At 41.4% G+C, this 18,305-nt stretch carries 22 protein-coding genes and 1 tRNA gene; 10 read left to right on the top strand and 13 right to left on the bottom strand.

The features are described from left to right. Positions 1–265 precede the first annotated feature (265 nt). The gene (locus tag AC58VC_RS10230; RefSeq protein ID WP_157317848.1) at positions 266–421 is read right to left on the bottom strand and encodes a hypothetical protein; all 156 of its coding nucleotides are present in this window, start codon (positions 419–421) and stop codon (positions 266–268) included. A gap of 60 nt (positions 422–481) precedes the next feature. After that, entirely contained in the window at positions 482–1,276 is a 795-nt protein-coding gene (locus tag AC58VC_RS10225; protein ID WP_497369011.1) for an ATP-dependent DNA ligase, read from the bottom strand. 344 nt (positions 1,277–1,620) lie between these two features. Between AC58VC_RS10225 and AC58VC_RS10220 the strand changes: the two genes are divergently transcribed. The 4 genes from AC58VC_RS10220 (at position 1,621) to AC58VC_RS10205 (ending at position 4,448) form a co-directional block, all read left to right on the top strand. Further along, on the top strand, positions 1,621–1,989 hold the full coding sequence (locus AC58VC_RS10220; RefSeq protein WP_497368666.1) for a YhjD family protein: 369 nt from the start codon (positions 1,621–1,623) through the stop codon (positions 1,987–1,989). A gap of 6 nt (positions 1,990–1,995) precedes the next feature. After that, complete coding sequence (locus AC58VC_RS10215; protein WP_497369010.1) at positions 1,996–3,267, top strand: DNA polymerase IV; 1,272 nt, start codon at positions 1,996–1,998, stop codon at positions 3,265–3,267. Then, positions 3,264–3,428: a YolD-like family protein gene (locus AC58VC_RS10210; RefSeq protein ID WP_497368665.1), complete on the top strand. Its 165-nt coding sequence runs from the start codon at positions 3,264–3,266 to the stop codon at positions 3,426–3,428. The genes AC58VC_RS10215 and AC58VC_RS10210 overlap by 4 nt, the downstream gene beginning before the upstream one ends. A 390-nt stretch (positions 3,429–3,818) precedes the next feature. Continuing rightward, on the top strand, positions 3,819–4,448 hold the full coding sequence (locus AC58VC_RS10205; protein ID WP_497368664.1) for a hypothetical protein: 630 nt from the start codon (positions 3,819–3,821) through the stop codon (positions 4,446–4,448). A gap of 323 nt (positions 4,449–4,771) precedes the next feature. On the opposite strand, the gene AC58VC_RS10200 is transcribed toward AC58VC_RS10205, so the two are convergent. Beyond that, on the bottom strand, positions 4,772–5,314 hold the full coding sequence (locus AC58VC_RS10200; RefSeq protein WP_497368663.1) for a hypothetical protein: 543 nt from the start codon (positions 5,312–5,314) through the stop codon (positions 4,772–4,774). A gap of 927 nt (positions 5,315–6,241) precedes the next feature. After that, positions 6,242–6,314, bottom strand: a tRNA-Val gene (locus tag AC58VC_RS10195). Between the two features lie 372 nt (positions 6,315–6,686). On the opposite strand from AC58VC_RS10195, the gene AC58VC_RS10190 reads away from it, so the two are divergent. Then, a complete protein-coding gene (locus tag AC58VC_RS10190; protein ID WP_497368662.1) occupies positions 6,687–6,881 on the top strand; it encodes a hypothetical protein in 195 nt (64 codons plus the stop codon). Between the two features lie 70 nt (positions 6,882–6,951). Here AC58VC_RS10190 and AC58VC_RS10185 read toward each other — a convergent pair whose 3' ends face one another. From AC58VC_RS10185 to AC58VC_RS10175, 3 genes are all read right to left on the bottom strand, one after another. Further along, positions 6,952–7,245 carry a hypothetical protein gene (locus tag AC58VC_RS10185; protein ID WP_497368661.1) on the bottom strand — a complete coding sequence of 98 codons (294 nt, stop codon included), beginning with the start codon at positions 7,243–7,245 and terminating at the stop codon, positions 6,952–6,954. A gap of 197 nt (positions 7,246–7,442) precedes the next feature. Then, entirely contained in the window at positions 7,443–7,652 is a 210-nt protein-coding gene (locus AC58VC_RS10180; protein WP_127452072.1) for an alpha/beta-type small acid-soluble spore protein, read from the bottom strand. Between the two features lie 143 nt (positions 7,653–7,795). After that, positions 7,796–7,951 carry a hypothetical protein gene (locus tag AC58VC_RS10175; RefSeq protein WP_497368660.1) on the bottom strand — a complete coding sequence of 52 codons (156 nt, stop codon included), beginning with the start codon at positions 7,949–7,951 and terminating at the stop codon, positions 7,796–7,798. Positions 7,952–8,260: 309 nt separating this feature from the next. Between AC58VC_RS10175 and AC58VC_RS10170 the strand changes: the two genes are divergently transcribed. The 3 genes from AC58VC_RS10170 (at position 8,261) to AC58VC_RS10160 (ending at position 9,852) form a co-directional block, all read left to right on the top strand. Then, entirely contained in the window at positions 8,261–8,587 is a 327-nt protein-coding gene (locus AC58VC_RS10170) for a hypothetical protein (protein WP_145656799.1), read from the top strand. A 166-nt stretch (positions 8,588–8,753) separates the two neighbouring features. After that, the gene (locus tag AC58VC_RS10165) at positions 8,754–9,302 is read left to right on the top strand and encodes a superoxide dismutase family protein (RefSeq protein ID WP_497368659.1); all 549 of its coding nucleotides are present in this window, start codon (positions 8,754–8,756) and stop codon (positions 9,300–9,302) included. Positions 9,303–9,324: 22 nt separating this feature from the next. After that, positions 9,325–9,852 (top strand): hypothetical protein, encoded by a 528-nt coding sequence (locus AC58VC_RS10160; RefSeq protein WP_497368658.1) that lies wholly within the window; start codon positions 9,325–9,327, stop codon positions 9,850–9,852. 338 nt (positions 9,853–10,190) lie between these two features. Here AC58VC_RS10160 and AC58VC_RS10155 read toward each other — a convergent pair whose 3' ends face one another. The 4 genes from AC58VC_RS10155 to AC58VC_RS10140 form a co-directional block, all read right to left on the bottom strand. Continuing rightward, positions 10,191–11,288: a Ger(x)C family spore germination protein gene (locus tag AC58VC_RS10155; protein WP_497368657.1), complete on the bottom strand. Its 1,098-nt coding sequence runs from the start codon at positions 11,286–11,288 to the stop codon at positions 10,191–10,193. Beyond that, entirely contained in the window at positions 11,285–12,361 is a 1,077-nt protein-coding gene (locus AC58VC_RS10150) for a GerAB/ArcD/ProY family transporter (RefSeq protein WP_497368656.1), read from the bottom strand. The genes AC58VC_RS10155 and AC58VC_RS10150 overlap by 4 nt, the downstream gene beginning before the upstream one ends. Positions 12,362–12,394: 33 nt before the next feature. Further along, entirely contained in the window at positions 12,395–13,735 is a 1,341-nt protein-coding gene (locus AC58VC_RS10145) for a spore germination protein (protein ID WP_497368655.1), read from the bottom strand. A gap of 344 nt (positions 13,736–14,079) precedes the next feature. Further along, complete coding sequence (locus tag AC58VC_RS10140; protein WP_497368654.1) at positions 14,080–14,511, bottom strand: CBS domain-containing protein; 432 nt, start codon at positions 14,509–14,511, stop codon at positions 14,080–14,082. A 161-nt stretch (positions 14,512–14,672) separates the two neighbouring features. On the opposite strand from AC58VC_RS10140, the gene AC58VC_RS10135 reads away from it, so the two are divergent. Then, positions 14,673–15,134 (top strand): divergent PAP2 family protein, encoded by a 462-nt coding sequence (locus tag AC58VC_RS10135; protein ID WP_497368653.1) that lies wholly within the window; start codon positions 14,673–14,675, stop codon positions 15,132–15,134. 75 nt (positions 15,135–15,209) lie between these two features. Beyond that, positions 15,210–15,647, top strand: coding sequence for a GNAT family N-acetyltransferase (locus tag AC58VC_RS10130; protein ID WP_497368652.1), 438 nt, complete (start codon positions 15,210–15,212; stop codon positions 15,645–15,647). Positions 15,648–15,679: 32 nt separating this feature from the next. On the opposite strand, the gene AC58VC_RS10125 is transcribed toward AC58VC_RS10130, so the two are convergent. Both AC58VC_RS10125 and AC58VC_RS10120 read right to left on the bottom strand, forming a co-directional pair. Beyond that, positions 15,680–17,254 (bottom strand): ATP-binding protein, encoded by a 1,575-nt coding sequence (locus AC58VC_RS10125; RefSeq protein WP_497368651.1) that lies wholly within the window; start codon positions 17,252–17,254, stop codon positions 15,680–15,682. Positions 17,255–17,427: 173 nt separating this feature from the next. Next, positions 17,428–18,180, bottom strand: coding sequence for an MBL fold metallo-hydrolase (locus AC58VC_RS10120; protein WP_497368650.1), 753 nt, complete (start codon positions 18,178–18,180; stop codon positions 17,428–17,430). Positions 18,181–18,305: the final 125 nt, after the last annotated feature.

Raw genomic sequence — 18,305 nt, 5'->3', positions numbered from 1 at the left:
TTTTTGATACCTGTTGGAATAAGCGAAAGCCTGGGGGTGCCCCAGGCTTAATTTTTATTCTATAACATTGGAGCAATACCTAAATACCTTCGACATAACTTCTCTTTCGTAATCATTTTTTACATAAAAGCAGTGACGTTTCCAGTCTAGAAGCCGCAGGGCTCCATCAATATCTCCAGCCATTGCATCATTAAAAGCCCTCTCAACCTGTTCCAATGAAGGGACTCTTTGATGTTCTCGGTGAAATCCAATAATTCTCGACAATTCAGTACTCTTGAACTTCATCAATTAAAAAATATGCCTCCATGTTTGTATCGAAAACAACGATGCGGCTATTTACATCATAATCCATATCATTCACTTCTAAATGACTCAGCGTTTTCTCTTCACCTGTCTCTGTATGCTTAACTCGGTATTCCATAAGTGTCATCCCCTAAACAATAAATTCCTCAAAGACTGGAAGTCGCATGATTCCAGATTTTTACCAATCCCTATATTTAACTCTACAGCGTACTACAGGCTTTATAAAGACGTAATCTTTGCTCTCACCACTTTTAAAAGAATGAAACACAGGCATCATTGATTCACGAGCAGACTTACTTATTCCAAGCTCCATGGTGCCAATACTGCGGACAGATTCACCCTCTTGATAGCTAAGAAGCCAAGAATGTTCTTTCTTGCTGTAACCGGTTATGTAAACCACTGCCTTTTGGTAGTTAATAACCTTCTGCCATGACCAGGAGCGTGCTCCCTTTTCATATCTCGAATCTTTTTTCTTAATGACAATACCTTCAAGACCATGATGACATACGATATTAAAAAAGTCCTTTGCACTGCCTTTAATAGGCCGAACAATTCTATAGTGTTCCGTCTCCTGAAGTGTCTCTTCAAGCAGCTGCTTGCGCCGCTCTGAAGGCAATCCAGTCACGTCTAAGTCTCGGTGGTACAAAATGTCAAAAGCCATGAATACAACTGGTTTACGTTTCTTACTGGACCGGAAACCTGTATTTGTTGCTTCGAAGTCCGCTCGCCCTTGTTCATCAAGGACAACAATTTCTCCATCGAGAATAGTTCCTTTAGGAATCGGTGGATTGTGTAGTTCAGGATATTTTACTGTTGCATTCGTGTTCTTTGTGTATAGGTTAAACTCATCCATATTTGATATAATCAACCGAATACCATCCCATTTCAATTCGGCGAAAGTGGAATCATCATCAAACGGTTCGTTGTTTTTGGCATATTGGAGAAGCATTGGAGGAATAAACATTTTCTTCATCACCCATAATAATGGTACACCTTAGAGCTATCTATGACTAATGGGATTTGAAGGAAGCAAGGAGCCTTAGAATGAAGAAATTAATTACCCCTAGTTCATTTGTTTGTTTGAGTATAGCAACTGCAATCACATTTCCAGTGTACTACGTCCTTAAAGGTAGATGAAGTACTCATGAGTTCGGAGAGTATTAATTTGCCAATAGAACTCATTTAGTAAATAAGTAAATCCCCACTGCTTAAATGGCTGTGGGGATTTTTGACTTCCTAAAAATAACTTGCATAGCGAATATGTGTTCGGTATATAATATAAAATACAAACAAATGTTCTTATTTTGAGGTGATTAAATGAGTGTCATGACAAATGTAGAGACCGACGAAGATGTTCAATTAATCAAAGAATTTACATTGTTTCCTATTTTACTTGATATGCTGGCGAGGGATTCGGAAGAGCTTAGGGTTCACAAAGATAAAATTATATATGGTCATATTCTTTTTTATTTAAAAGAAGTTGAGGAGGCAATTTATCCTGAAATACAAAATATTAAGAGTGCAATGAAAGTGCGTGACATCAGAGTGTTAAAAACATCAACCATAGCTTTAGGCATTAATGTTGAATATAAAGTTCGCGGATACGTCCACCATTTTACAATGTTACGCAGTTTGATTAAAGCTGAACTTATGACAACATTAATGAGAATGCGGAGGTCGTTGTAAATGGTATTGAGAGAAAAAAGTGATCGTACGATCTATCTCTCGGATTGCCAATCTTTTTACGCTAGCGTCGAAAAAGCTTCTCATCCGGGCTTAGAAAATCTCCCGGTTGTGGTGGCTGGAGATCCAGCTAGAAGATCAGGAATTATTTTGGCTGCTTGCCCAATAGCCAAGAGCTTTGGAATTAGTACAGCGCAGAGGCTTGGAGAGGCACTACAGTTATGTCCGAATGTGATTGTAATGCGGCCGCACATGCAACGCTATATTGATGTATCACTTGCGATTACGGATATTTACAAGGAGTACACAGACCTTGTGGAAGTATTTTCGATTGATGAGCAGTTTCTGGACGTGACAGGCTCGCTCAATCATTTTCGCTGTAATCCAGAAGAACTGGCTGTCATGATTCAAAAGAAGGTCGCGGCATCAATGAACATACGTATTCGTGTTGGCATCGGTCCTACTAAAATCCTTGCTAAACAAGCAACGGACAACTTCGCAAAGAAAAACCAGAATGGCATTTTTACACTTGGTAAAGAGGATGTAGAACGCGTTCTATGGCCTCTAAGTGTAGATAAGATGTACGGAGTTGGGTCGCGGATGACGAGACATTTTGTTAACATTGGCATGACCACAATCGGTCACGTTGCAAGGACACCATTGCATGTTCTCAAGCAGAAGTTCCGTGCACGATTTGGTAAACAGTCAGACATTCAGGCTGAGGTCATGTGGCGTACAGCTAATGGCTTTGACGATAGTCCAGTCACGCCAGGAACGTTCAATGTAGCTCCGAAATCAATTGGTCACGGAATGACCTTGCCAAGAGATTATTCGACGGCAGAAGAAGTAGATATTGTGCTTTTGGAATTAACGGAAGAAGTTTGCCGTGATGCGCGAAAGAAGGGATATACGAGCGGAACCATTCATGTATTCTGTATGTGTTCACCGTACGATGCTCCCACCGGATTTAGTATGCAGAGAAAAATGCCTTTTGCCACGAACAATACATTAAAAGTATTCGGATCAGTGCGTGAGATATTTCATCGTAATTGGAATGGTCAACCGGTACGTAAAGTTGGTGTCACACTAGGGTCGCTTGATGATGAGGAAATCACACAGCTGGACCTCTTCGAGGACGTGACGAAGTTGCGTAAGCTAGATAGTGTATTGGACGGCATCAAGGATCGGTTCGGTAACACGGCAATTATTAGGGCTTCAAGTCTAATGAAAGCCGGTCTCGCAGCGGATAGAGCAGGCAAAATTGGAGGTCACTATAAATGAGTAAAAAATTAGAACTTAACGGACTTTGGGAGTCTAGCCGTATGATGCTTCCACAGCATAAGGAAGCCGCGCTAAGAAGTCGAAAAGAAAATCAACGCTTGTTACGACCTATACGAGATGAGCAAGAAATTCAAAATATTTCAGCAGTGCTGAGCTTGTAGCAGATGTATAAAAAACCACTTGTACTAACATTGTATGAAGAATTTAAGACTCGATCAGTTACCGGCATTGTAGCGCGTAGTAAGCATGGTGAATTTCGATTAGACATAGTGGAGACTTCTAGCGGAGTAGGGGACTGGGAATGGATTGCTTATAGAGACGTTCTTAAAGCTGAATTATGCGCTGTATGGACAGAAGACGGAATGGTCGATCCATAAACAGATATATTATTAATTTGGGAGTCTATACTTAATTCCTCCCTATTTTCATCCCTTATCGGATGCACCACAGTGTTAACATTTAATTCTCAATGATTTTGTGGGGCAAACGTCTATGCCAACAACATATTTCCCTCATAGATTAGTCTAGTCGAAGAGAAAGGTGTGATTACGATGATTGTGAAGGGAATATTGGATGTAGGTGTAAGCCGCAACGATAGCAATAATGTGAATCTGTTAACTGACTGTGGCGGTTCTCCGTTTGATCCATTAGCTATTTCTTCCGGACCCGTAACAATGAGAAGAAGAAATAAGATTGTCAATGTCGAGCTGGAGAGAGAGGAGGGTGGGGAATGTATCGATCAAATTCTTACTGTCGGACGCAATGTTGCACAGAAGCTTATGCTGAAGAACCGACGGTACCGTGTTGTGTTCGATACGGAGACCAGAGCAATGAACTTGTTCAGAAAGCCGGTTACAATAGCGAGGCTTTCCTTGAGAGTCGGCAGACAAGTCATTGAGGATCAAGATAGTGAAAATCCTAATGTCATTACTATCCGGGACGGGCAGATCTATATATCCGCGAACGGACATGTTACCTTAGGGATCATCGGTGAACAACTGCTATTAAAGCACGGCCTAGATAGTAAAAGCCTCCGTATACTTGAAGGAAGTGACATTTTCATGGATGCAATCATTCAAGTTACTCCGCGGACTGCAGAACAGTTGGGTTTAACAGCGGGCAATGTCCTCATGGAATTCAATCAGATCACTTCTGTGCTGCGGATCAATCCAGGAAAGTAAGAGAACATCCGCCATTTGAGAAGGCAGCTGATCATATGATAATCATATGATCGGTTCCTTTTATTCCTTTTCTCAATTTGTGGAGATTAATTAGTGAGTGACAGGAAAAACTTCAAAACTATATTTGTCATTCCTATTTCAGCAACAAACCAGCAAACCCTTGAGTTTGCTGGCTTGTTTCACTTCAAAACCAATTTGTCCCCATACACTTCTTATTGGTTTACAAATAAGTCTTGAAGTATAGAATATGACCTATTATGAGATCTTTTTAGAAACAATTCGATTCATATCGGTTAAAAATAGCGTATCTTCGATATCTTACACTAGACAAGCAATAAATGAAATTCTGAGCAGTACATAACCTCGCCTAGACCGAGGCAGATGCGGAGCCGGTTAAGTCGACTTGGGGGAGTGTTAGGGGCAACACGATCATTTGGCGGCAATGTAACCGTAAGGGATGGGGAATTAATCGTCTGACGAATAAGGGAGCGGACTTTTGCCACATTCTTCGAAAAGATCGCGCTCGTTAATGCTTCGGCATAATTACTATCCTGGGCAATTCTTCTATATAAAGGAATTAATGTTTTGGCCAATGCTCGAACATGGGAAGGGCGTAACGCAGAACGTCCGATTACGAGATCGAAGGCATTGCAGAAATTCGTCAAGAATGCAGCGCCAACGCAAGCAGAGAAATTCCCCGGTTTTCCTGCCTCTAATCGAAACAATTTATTATCGCTAAAAGAAAACGGACCTAGAGTATTTTCTAATAAATCAAGCAACCGCTCTTGCTGGCCAATCCTCAGAACACGGGTTAATGCACATGTGAATCGGGGATTCGCCACAATGCGATTCAATAGACTTCTCATTAGCACAACATTTGCAACAAAGTTTCTCCTATATAAATCCATGTTTATTTCTTGTGAAGGTTTTACGCGAGCTCGAATTATTGTTCTATGGGTGGAACTGGTATTGTTTATTCGTCTTCCGATACGGAATATGTTTTTCCTAGTATCATACTGTACGATATAGGCCGCATTGTTTATCAGTTTGAATAATCTCTGGTTGGATCTTGTTAATTTAAAAGCCGGTTGGGGATCGTCTTCAAATGCTTCAAAAGCGACAGAGAGGTTGCCTCGAATCCGGGTTCCACGTTTCACAATTATTTTTTGTCCTGGTTTTAGAAATCCGAAAACATCGTCTGTAAATCCAATTTCGTTCGGAGATACACCGGTGTTGTTCGTAAATCGATCTATTGTTCTTATGAGCATTCCAATACCTCCATAACATGAAAATACTTCAAATTATGTACGGATTACTTGGATTGCTACTACTTTGTCATTTGTTTTTCACGAAAAAGCCAAGCAAACCGTTGAATGTGCAGGCTTCTTGCAATTCAAAACTTATTTGTCTCCAAAAAGTGGTTTTTCTGATGCTAACGGGTAACGTTAGTTTAATGACAACAGCGGCGGTCTAAGACTTTATTATTAAAGTCTTGGTCTGCCGCTGTTTCTTTTATTGGATCAGTCTAAAACAAAATTTCAAAAGCTGACCATTCTTCAATTTAAAGACCGTATTAAATCAATGACTCAAGTCTGATACTTATTGTTCGTTAATTTAGTTTGTAAATGAAGTTACAGTAATCACTTCATGACGTATTTTGAATTGTAATAAAGTATTTGGTATCCAATGCGTAACCAAACAATAAAAAAACAAACTGTTATATGTACTTTTTTAAGACTGTACTAATAAACAAAACCCGCATAGCACATGGCTTTGCGGGTTTCTGTTATATATGACCTGTAGTGGGCTCGAACCACTGACCCCTACCCTGTCAAGATAGTGCTCTCCCAGCTGAGCTAACAAGTCGTTTTTGTGAAGACAATTAGTAATATACCAAGAATTTGTATGTGTGTCAATACATATGAGGGTTATTTTGTAAACGATTAGTTGCGCCAAAGTCGAAAAAGCTTAGAGAGAATATGGTAAGTTTTACGCTTCTTTTTGGACCTGGGCATAAAGGAAAGTTCAGTAGATGAAGCTTCTAAAGTTGCTGTATGACCTTTACCCAGAAGGATGGATAGCTCATCGTCAGTTACGCCTTGCGTTGTCATGGATTTGTCAACCTTTCTGCTCAATCATGTCACTAATATATCAAAAAAGTCAGCGCTTTGATATAGGACTTTCATATTAGCGGAATTTATGGTAACTTGGTGTCATTAGAGTTTGGGAGGAACAGGCATGACGAAGCAGCAACATCGATGGAATTTGCGTTTGAAAAGCAGTAATGTGTATCTAGGTACTGTATATTTGGGTGATCCGCTTCCTGAAGTGGAAGATGTGATTATGATTGGCGATAAGAAGTATACTATTCTTGAGCTAGGAAGTAATCGTGATGCAAATGATGTATTTGTAGAAGAAGTGAAAAAGAAGTAACTCATGGTAAAAAGCGCTGTCTAGGTGGGTACATCCACCTAAACAGCGCTTTTCAATTTTTTTGCATGAACTAGGCAATGTTGTAAAGCGAAGCCAGGCAATCAACGAACATTTTGTTATATTCCTCACGGGTGTAGTCTTTGTTGCAGGCAATGTCTCTTCCTAGGAATTGAAACCAGGTGATTTCAGTTTGTGTTTTTTTGTAAATAAATTTGCCGTGCTGAATGAGGAAGGTGTCGTTTTCGAAATAAGGCACGTTGTCAAACTGCAGCGTTGTTTCACCTTTTTGTTCGCTAACTAATGTGGCCAATAAAATAAGCATGCGGTACGGATCACGGAAAATTTCATATTGTTGTTCAGTCATGGTTACCACTCCTTTCGTATGTAAGGGATAAAGTCATCATACTAAAGAGGTAATCTGAATAGAATATGCGAGTTAAAAGTGGTGAGGATATCGAAGGAACAGATGACGATATTGAAGAAAAAGAAAAAAGACTGATGGTCACTCTAAGGAGGATCGAGTGAAATCAGTCTTTTGGAGTTTGCTCTTACATGAAAGAATTAACGTTTAAAGCTGGAAAGTTGTTGTTCAGCGATTTGTACCAAACGCTTCGTGATGTTTCCGCCGATCGCGCCAGCATCACGAGTTGCCAAATTACCGTTGTAGCCAGTAGGGGAGAGAGGGACACCAATTTCCTGAGCGACTTCAAACTTCAGTTGATCCAATGCTGCTTTTGCTTGTTGTACGACTAAAGTGTTGTTACTAGCCATTCAAAATCATCTCCTTTTTTATGGTACACCAATATTATTTGAATGTTCAGAAAATTTATACACATAAAATATAAAATATCTATAAAATCAATAAACCCCCAGCCGGTAGGCTGAGGGAGGATTTATTTTAAAATAAGGATCAATTATTCCTCTTCGGATTCCACGATTTCTTCAGCCGCAGCAGCTTCTTCACCAGCCTCTGCAACTTCTTCAGTCGCCTCTTCGTTCACCACTTCTTCTGTGGACTCTTCAGCGATTTCTTCTTCGTTTTGGGATACAACTTCTTCCTCTTGGCTCATTCATTGTCACCTCCTCATGTTATGTATACTATCATTCTATCCGCTCTTATTAGGCTATACAAGAGGTTTAAAGGGCTATCAATAGATTTAATGAAACCTTAATACGTTTGTCATATCCTGCTGAAATGAGACCGTGCATAATCACGTTATTTACCCTAAAATGGCTTATTTTCGCCGGATTTCACTAATGAGCATGTTTTATTTTTCTATGAATATACATGAGGCAAGCAGCGAAAGTTTATGATTTGCTAAGCTGAGCTAATGCTTACAAAGATAGTTTTCTTACGAAAACTCTTAGGAGGAGTCCGAATGAACCGGTCGGATGTTATTTTGGAATTACAGTTAGTACCTGAGCTGCTCAAACAAGCTGAAGCTATCTATGTGGATGCTGTATCTGAGCTAAGTTGGGCCAAACACGAGCTATTGGCGAAGGAATGTGAGGTCATTGGCGATGGCGTGGTCACAGGAAAAAATGAGCAACAGCGCCAAGCAGAAATGTGGCCTTACACGAAAGATTTGCAGCAACAAGTCTTACGAATGGAAGATGCCGTTGAGCATACGAAGGTTGAGTTCCATTTCTACAAGCGAAAGCTTGAAAATCTACAAATTATAGCCAAATTGATGACCATTTTATAAGGGGAAATAAATGATGAAAAGCCTGCGATCGAAAGATTGCGGGTTTTTTACTATTTCTGAACAAATATGAAAATTTTATTCTTGTAATACGGTTACAGCAGAAGTCAGTTGTGCATCCTAAGGGTAGATTATGTAAAATGCTAAGTCTTCGGGAGGACAATATGTCATGAAATCATTAAAAATTGCTATGTCTGTGAGTTTGGTACTGATCGTGCTGACTGGCTGTCAAAGCGTGAAAAGCACGGCGACAGCAGAATCCGACTCCACGCCGCCTCTACAGGTTGCATTAATTGGTGCAAGTGGACAAGCCATTGGAAAGGCGCAATTGACAGCAGTCCCAGAAGGGGTACAAATTGATCTTCAAGTAAGCGGACTAACGCCTGGTGCCCATGGTTTTCATATTCATGAAAAATCAGCTTGCGATGCGCCGACATTTGACTCTGCAGGTGCACATTTTAATCCGATGCATAAAGAGCATGGTTTTCTTAATCCCAAAGGTGTTCATGCAGGGGATCTTCCTAACCTGGTCGTAGATGAGCAGGGAAATGGCCATTTGAGTACTATGACCAAATCCGTGGTACTGCTTCCTGACAAGCCGAATTCACTATTTAAGCCAGGGGGAACCTCTCTCGTCATTCATGAGAAAGCTGATGATCTGAAGACGGATCCATCCGGAAATTCTGGTAAACGAATCGCCTGCGGTGCCGTGAAATAAAGGAAGGAGCAATCTTGACAACATGATCAAAACACAGGATCTTAAGTTGCAAATGGATGAACTCACCAAGCAAAATGATTTGGTGTTAATTGAGCTCGAACAAGTAAAGAAAATGTTGTTAGGCGGATCCCAGAACTCGCAAGGTGGCCAAAATCAGCAGCAGCAAGCTTCGGATTCTGGTCAACAGCAAGCGCAGGGACAAGACCCAGCACAAAGCCAGGATCAAGCTCAGAGCCAAGGACAAAGCCAGGATCAAGCTCAGAGTCAGGGACAAGGCCAAGGCCAAGGTCAAGCTCAGGGCCAGCAAGCCCTACAAAATGGTAATAGCGGCCAACAAGTCTCAGACTTAGCCAATGAATTATTGAAAATTAAGGATTTGGTTGAAAAGCTCGAACAAAAAACATCCCAGTATGTCAGCAGCCAATCTAACAATGGCACATTAACGGAGAAGGACGCTGTCAATCTGATTTTGACATTAATGAACGGCATGGTGGATTGGGCTAGCGAATTTGTATCCTCCAAAGCTTCCTCGAATGGACAGCTACAATAATATAAGATGTCATCAGCAAAGTGAAAAGAGCTGCTAGCTGCAGCTCTTTTTCGTTTTTTTGTCGAAACACAACCTTTTAATTTGTTTTTTCGGTGATGCGTTTTATCTATTCTTTAGGCGATTCGACAATATGCACTTATTTACATATTCGAGTCTGATCGATAAAGTAAAGAAGAGTTAAACATAAAGAGACAAACCATAGATGGGGTGTAGTGTATGAGAGAAATAGATATTCATCATCTGATGAATCAACTTGGAATTCAGCCTGATCAATTGTATAAATGGATGTCTGATCAAGGGAATGCAAGTCAAGTGGAAGGGGCACGTAAAGCTGATCATTATTTGATCACGCCTACTCCTTCGAGCTTCATTTCAACTCCAACACGGAACTCCAATTCGGGATAGAGAGCTTGCCAAGTATGCCATTCCTCTTCTACCGTTCCAAAGTGATGCGATCGATACTTCAGTCCGAAGGCAAGAGGATCCAGATTATTGTCTCGTAATTTTTTCAAAAGTAGGACTATTTTTTCTCGAACGTACTGGCAAACCGCTGCTTCATATTGGGAGAGCTGTTCGATTTTGAGGGGACCTAAATCTGATTCTTCAATGACACCTCTCATTTTAATATGCATGTCCACATAAGGGGGTCCACTCTTGGGAATGCGAACGTGGTAATTCGAATTAATATTATCCACTGAAACAAAAAACTTGGAGTCCTGAAAGGGTGTTCCAATTTCAACTTTATTAATACTTGCCTTTATAATATTAAAGAGTCGAGTTTCACTTGGGTTGAGCATGAGCTTAGGGTTCATCTTATCAAAAACGACGGCAGTGTTAATGGTAAAATGGTTATTAGCCGATTCCACAATAGGGAGAATGGGATCTAATCCTAGTTCTTTTTTTTTGCGGTAAAAGTCAAATAAGTACTGGGATACCACATATCCCGATTCTACCCCCGTCTTACCAAAGCTTAGCAGCAAGGAGTTACCAGGCATCCTCTCGTGGGAAATTTTTGTTCCCAATACGGCTTCTGCTGAAGGTTGTCCTACAGCAACCCAGGACACGAGTTGAATATCTCTGCGACGATTGAGCCAGTCTAACTCATTGATGCCGTTTTCCTTCAAAAATGAATAACCAAAAATAATAATTTTTGCATGACCGAAATCCAGTTCTTTATCAACCTTAGACTTCAGTAATCGCACACCCTCGGTGATGGAGTTGGCATCCTGTGTAATCAATTCGTATTGAGCTGAACTATTATCGAGGTTGCTCCCAGGAACGGCTAATTTGAGGGAAATTCGATATTTCATATCTTTTTTTTCAGATTTATCAATCCCAATGGAAACAACGAAAAATCGTTTGTCAATATCCTTGAAGCCGCACCCTCCGCACAGGCACAGGCACAAAAGAAGCAGGATGAAGAGCAATTTTTTCATGCGATTTTCCTCCTGGCAAAAATAGCGATGAGAATGACCAAGGCAATTTCAGAAACCAGTCTTATATTTAAATAAACAGTGCCAAAATTGAAAAGGGAATTATCGTTGAAGAAGTAGCTGAGCAGAAAAGTGACCCCACCCATAACGGCGACTACTGCCCAGGAGATGTAGGTTTTTTCTTTTTGACTAGGAAACAGTTCTTTAATAAATTCCACACCTACATGCCAATGGATAAAGGAACCAGCCAAGCTAATATTGGTGTACAGCAGCATGAAAATAAATAAGACCCTTTCGACTAAACCAAATTCTACTCGCATAGAATCTGAGGTTGAAATCCAAGGGTAAATGAACGTATTTACTGCTATGGTTCCATGGTAGCCGACAGGAATAAGAAAACTTGTTAACAAAACACAGGTTCCAACAATCGGGATTGTCCAGAGAAAGGGGATTTTTTTGTTTGGTTTAAGGAGTCTGTTAAAGATAACTAAATTCGTGTATCCGGTGAAAATGTAAGTACCAGCTGATATTGATTCCCATGTCGGCCTGTTCAGTATATGAGTAGCTATTTCGAAACAAGCATCATAATGCATGGCTTCATTCGTTACAGCTTTATACAGAACCCAGGCAATAACGGGGACATTGGTAACCAGCAATATTTCCATGCTGAAAAGGACGGATTCTGATTTTAAACGGGCGATCATGCCAACAACAATCACGAAAGCTAGAACGATCAGCATCGACGAAATATCGGGATTAATATATTTTTTTGTGATCTCGCTAAAGGCAATCAACGTTATCATCCCAGCCAAAAACCAGAAAACAATAAAATAGGACAAAATGAAAATACGCACCCATCGCGGCGCGTGTTTTTTTAATATTTCCGGGAGACCCTGCCTAGGGAACTTCGTAATCGATTTGACGAAAACATACAGGAGGGTGAAGCCGATCGGAACAGATAAGACCAGCGACATCATACTTCCCTCAAATCTGTGTGAGAGAAGAATACGAGGTACAAAGAGGATGATGTTCGCCAGCATATTTAACAAAACCAAATAGTAAAAATAACGGATCATCGGTGAAATCACCCCACTCAGGTAGAACTCGCCTTATTTTCGGTAGAAAAATAAGCGTAAATAAGGAACGCCAAAGCTTCTTAAATTAGCCATATAGGCCGTCATACCAATGAGTCCAAGCACGACTCCAGTAATGCCTAATACGGATGCGAGCAGGACAAGAGGATATTTCATAATTCTCATCGCGAAGCTCATTGAATTTATGGGAACAACAAAGTTAGAGATCGCTACTGTTGATACGATAATAATCATAATGTTGCTGATTAAGCCCGCGGAAGTAGCAGCTTGTCCTAGTATTAATCCGCCAACAGTAGTAGCTGTGGAACCTACTGATTTTGGTAAACGGATGCTCGCTTCAAGCAGAAGCTCCATGAGTATCAGCATCAGCAGGACTTCGACATAGGCCGGATAGGGCACGGAAGCGCGGCTGCCAGCGATGGACAGAGCGACTTGGACTCGGAATATTTCCGGATTGTACGCTGTAAGCGCGACGTACGCTGCCGGCAAAATTAAGCTCAATAACAAAGCAATGTAACGCAAGATAAGCAGGAAAAAGCTAACTAAAGAAAGCTGATAGTTATCATCCATAGCCGAGTAGAAATCATAAAACACGGCGGGCAGAATCAGAACAAAGGGTGTTCCTTCGAGCATTAATATGACTTTTCCTTGCGAAAGATTAAGAATGGCTCTGTCAGGACGTTCTGTCGTTAAGTAGGTGGGAAAGATAGAAAACTTCTGTTTGTTTAACAGTTGAGTAAGCTCACTAGTTGATTGCAAGGTGTCGACCTTTATCTCATCAATCGTTCTTCTTAATTGATCAAGTATCTGATGGTCTACTTGCAATTCATCATACATCATGCATAGCCTAGATTTGGATAACCGTCCGATCTCCAGGCACTCCACGCGCAATGAGTTGTTTTGATAGCGGAAGCGGATTAGGTTGATATTGGTATCAATGTGCTCGCTAAAGCCCGTTTGTGGTCCTTGAATCGTTGCTTCCACTTGAGCGTCGCTGAGTGCAGCGGCCTTTATTTGTGCAGCGTTGAAAAGCAGAATGCGTTCTCGGAGCATTATGGCAACATAGCCAGCAGTAATTTTGTTCAGAGCGTCAACATTAGAAGCTGGTCGAATGCAGCCAGGAAAAGAGAGTAAATAATTTTCAAATTCGTCTTCCTGTTTCATCTGGAAAAAGGGTTGAATGATCTTGTCCCGGATCAAACTGCTGTCACAAATATTTGTGATAAATAAAATTTCGGCTTGAAAATGATTGGATTGCATCAAGCGATGCTCCAAATCGTCGGAAGGGCCAAGTTTATCTAATAGCCATTGCTTGTTCTGGTTCATCGGATTCAAGAGGATATCCTTCCTTTCCAAGCAAAGTTTTCCTCTTAGTTTGTCTCTGGAGGGCGAACCCTATCCATGCCTTTAGGCAACTGGTTTATCTAGGGGCTTTGTTCGGGTGTTTGATAGGAGGAGCGTATCTACTAGTGAAATAAGAGGAAGGAAGTATTGCCGCGGTGATAACTAGTGGAAAGGAACATTTATGGGGTTGCTGCTTGTTTTTTCTTGAGGGAAGCGGGCAATCCGTTCCTGGGAGGAACGGACCCGTACTTCCGAGATTCCATTGATTAGCTGAGGTTATGGATAAAATGGATGACAATTATGTCGATGCTTAAGTATCTGCATACCTTGTATTTCTATAGGCGTTCATGCGGTGACTACCTCTCACCTGCAGTGGAGGGAGATTTGAACACGACTTGTTTCGCGCAATACTCGATGATTTCACTTCTTCGAACAATGCCGATAAACTTATCGGAGTCATCAACAATCGGCACGAAGTTTTGCACTTTGGCTAAATCAATGAGGTCTACCATGTCCGCATGGATATGAACAGGTTTATTTTGTACACGAAGGGGAACCTCAGATAGCAAATGACGGTGAGCGTTCTCGAATGAAACACCTTCTGCGTTTTTCAAGAACCATAACAAATCGCCTTCGGTAACGGTCCCTACATAATGACCATCGTCGGATAATATCGGTACCGCGGTATAACGGTGATATTCCATACGCTCAAGTGTTTGACGAAGCGTTGTTTGTAATGTTGTTGTAATAACCTCGGATTTTGGTAAAAGGAAAAAAGCGATATTCATCATTCACACTCCTTAGAGTTTTCATAAGAAAACTGACGTTGCTAGCAAATGCTTGGAGTTTTTCGCAGGAAAACTTTCTTCGTAAGCTAACACTCCTATTGTATCAAAATTTACGAATAGAATCTAAACCTGTGTTGGATGCTACAAGTGAGGTGAGCAAAATGAATCGAGCGCTAATAACAGCATTGCTAGGAATTGGTACCGCACAGGCGATAAAAATTCCTCTTACTTATATGACAGCGAAGAAGTGGGATTGGTCACAACTCATTCAAACCGGTGGAATGCCCAGTTCGCACTCCGCGGGAGTGTCGGCGCTGGCTACTTATATCGCTATGAAAAGAGGGCTTTCCGCAATTGATTTTGCCGTTACTTCCGTTTTTGGAGCCGTAGTCATGTATGATGCTATGGGAGTGCGACTTGCAGCAGGGGAAATTGCCGTTGAAGTAAACGAAATTGATGAGCAAGTTGAGCGACTAGCTAAGCAGCATCCAGGATTATACCATACCCGCAGACGTAAAGCTTTGAAGGAGCGGCTGGGGCATTTGCCGCGTGAAGTTTTGGGCGGTGCGATTTTGGGGATAGCCATTGGCGCATCCAGCTATATGTTGGAGAAAAAGAGGTAACCTTTGACGCATGTGGACATCTTTTCATGAATGAGATAAGATCAAGGAATATTCATTGAAAGGAAGAAAGTCCACATGGAAATCATTCGCGTTACGAATCAAGATCAACTGAAAGAATGCTTTAAGGTTCGTTTTAAAGTATTTGTAGACGAGCAGCAAGTGCCAGAACATTTGGAGATGGACGAGAAGGATGAATCGCCGGAAGCCTGCCATCATTTACTTATTCTAGACGGCGAACAACCTGTCGCCACAGGCCGTTGGTATGAATACCAGCCCCAAACTGCCAAGTTGCAGCGCGTAGCTGTGTTGAAAGAATATAGAGGCCAGTCCCTTGGTAAGCAAATTATTCTGGCCATGGAGCAGCAAGCCCGTGAATTGAACTGCACGTCATCCATTCTGGATGCACAGTGTCAAGCTGAGGGGTTCTATGATCAACTGGGATACAAAGTCATCTCGACAGAACCTTTCTACGACGCAGGAATTCTGCACGTTAGAATGAAAAAGCCGCTGTAACTACAGCGGCTTTTTTTTGTGCTATAACGATGTTATTGCGCTAAAGGGAAGGTGATGATGAACCGTGTGCCAGTTCCAAGCTCACTTTCAACCTCCAGCGTTCCTTGGTGATCTTGCACGATTTTGTAGCAGATCGATAACCCAAGTCCAGTACCGGATTCTTTGGTCGTAAAGAAGGGATGGAAGATCTTTTCTAATTGCTCACCCGGAATCCCAGGGCCGTTATCTGCAATAATGACGGTCACGTTTTTGGCATCAGACGTCAATTGCATGTGCACGACACCGTTTTCTTCCATGGCTTCGCAGGCATTTTTTACAATGTTGAGCAGTAATTGAATCATTTTATCTTGATCCATCAAAACAAGGAGGGGATCCGCCGCTTCTTTGTAATGAATTTGATGACCGAATCGGGTTGCTTCCGACTCCATCAGCGCAATGACCTTGAGCACACACTCGTGTAGGGAGTAGACTCGGAAATCGACGCTATGCGGCTTGGAGAACTGCAGGAATTCGCCGGTTAAGTCACTCATGCGATCAATTTCTTCCATAATCAAACTGTACCAATTTTCGATATTGTAACCGTTTGCTTTCGAAATTTGTAAAAATCCTTTGACCGTTGTAAGAGGGTTGCGTATTTCGTGAGCCATACCAGAGGCTAATTCACCGATGACTCTCAGCTTATCGGATCTAAGCATATGTTCTTCACGGTTTAACCACGACTCACGTTTCTTCGTAAATAAATTATTTTCAGCTAATAAAATTAGATCATCTTTCGTCAAGCCGTCTAGCGGGTAGGAGGCAATCCCATAAGTAATTTGTATGCCTGTCAGCTTAGGGAGCTCGGAGTCCAGTTTTAGTTTTAAAGAGGATGTGGCTGATTGGTCAGCAACTAATGGCATCACCACTGCGAATTCATCACCGCCGTATCTTGCGATAAAGAGTGCATCTTTAAACAAGATTTGGAGGAGCTCGGCCATCTGCTTCAAAATAAAGTTTCCAGCCTGGAAGCCGCGGCTTGTATTCATCGCCTTCAAATCCGTACAGTCGATAAGGATCAGGACCAACCCCTGCTTCTGACGGATGAGCTGCTCAAGCCGGCGATGGGATTCTTCGTAGTTGTAAAGGCCTGTTAGCGAATCCTGCTGCGAAAATAAGTAGCGTTCTTTCTGTAGGCGATCAGCTTGCTTGAGAGTGGAATATGCCGCTTTCGTAAGTAATGCAATGGTTGTGAAATGGAGCAAGCATTCAATGACATAAATCCAAAGCAGATCATATAGACCTTTAATGAAATACACATTGCTTAAAAAAATGAGCGCGTATGAGGCGGAAAGCACCCAAGTTTTTTTGCGATTTTCTTCTGTATAAATATCATAGAACAGCGTTAGTATGTATAGAGGGAGAAGCAAATTCAAATGACCGATGTAATGTATGATGCCAATGATCAGTAAACGAAGCCATGGCATTGCAGCATGTTTGGATTGAAAACGAAAGCTAATCATGTACAGTAGAACGAGAAGGATTTGTAAGGGAGTGTTAATGGAAGTGTGCAGAACTGTCGTATATAGCATAAATACAAATGCGTAAGCAAAAAGAATCCAATTGATCATCAAAATATCATCTCCTGCAAGTAACGATGTCCAGTATAACCACTATGCAGACATGTTCTCTGTCTGTTTACCCAAATCCTGCTTTCAGGTAAAAAGAATAGGAAATAAACACGTATTTTCGCGAAAAAAGAACCTTTAGGGGTATTGAAATCCTAAGGTTCCATGATAAATAATTATTCTGGAAGATCAATAATTTCGTGCTGGGCAACGAACTGCATACGGCCGGTTTTGCCAATGAAGTCGCTCATGTTGTCAGCATAATGCATGAGATATACCCGCTGCTGGATATGTTCTGGTAACGTGAGCAATTCTTCGAGCGTAGCGTGTATGAAACCTTGGCCGCTTAATTGACAATCATGAAAGATGGTATGGCAGTCTCTTTTATCAATGACTTCGCTAATGAGCAGGTCTTCGCTGAAGCGGGTATCTGCACTATAGAAGATTCGGTCGTTGATAAACAGTGAGTAGCTAGGTTTGCGAGGAATGTGCAGGGTTGGCACGAGTTCTATGGTTAAACCAGGACCTATGACAACAGGCACTTGTTCCTCCATCACAATGACGTCAAAATAATCCTCGAGAGAATGGAATCCATCTTCCGGATTATACATGCCGCCCTTCAGGGTGTTCTCCCATAAGATGTTAGCGATCGCTCTGGTCAAGTACAGTTTTGTTTTCTTCTGATTGCTTTCATATAATAAGCGGAAAGCCATTTCTTCTAGTCCGCCAACGTGATCGGCATGAATATGTGAAATAACGATGCCATCGATTTGATCGGGTTGGATCTGTATGTCGTAAAGCGATCTTGGAGTTGTTGAACCGCAGTCGATGAGTATATTCATTTCATTTGAACGGATTAATGCGCTTGTATTATAAAATGTTTTGGCAAAAGCACTGCCGGTTCCCAACATTTGAATTTGCAAACTCATTCAGCCGCCCCCATTTTTCGACAAAAAACATCTTTTTCTAATGTAGCATGGGAGGTTGCTCGATTTCAACCCTTATATGTCTGACATATAAGCTTAAAGTACGGGGTTTATCTATTTCTATTTCA

It is taken from the genome of Paenibacillus sp. J22R67, from assembly GCF_059692175.1.
Note: the sequence above shows the minus strand (reverse complement) of the source record. Positions and strands in the feature narration are given on the sequence as shown.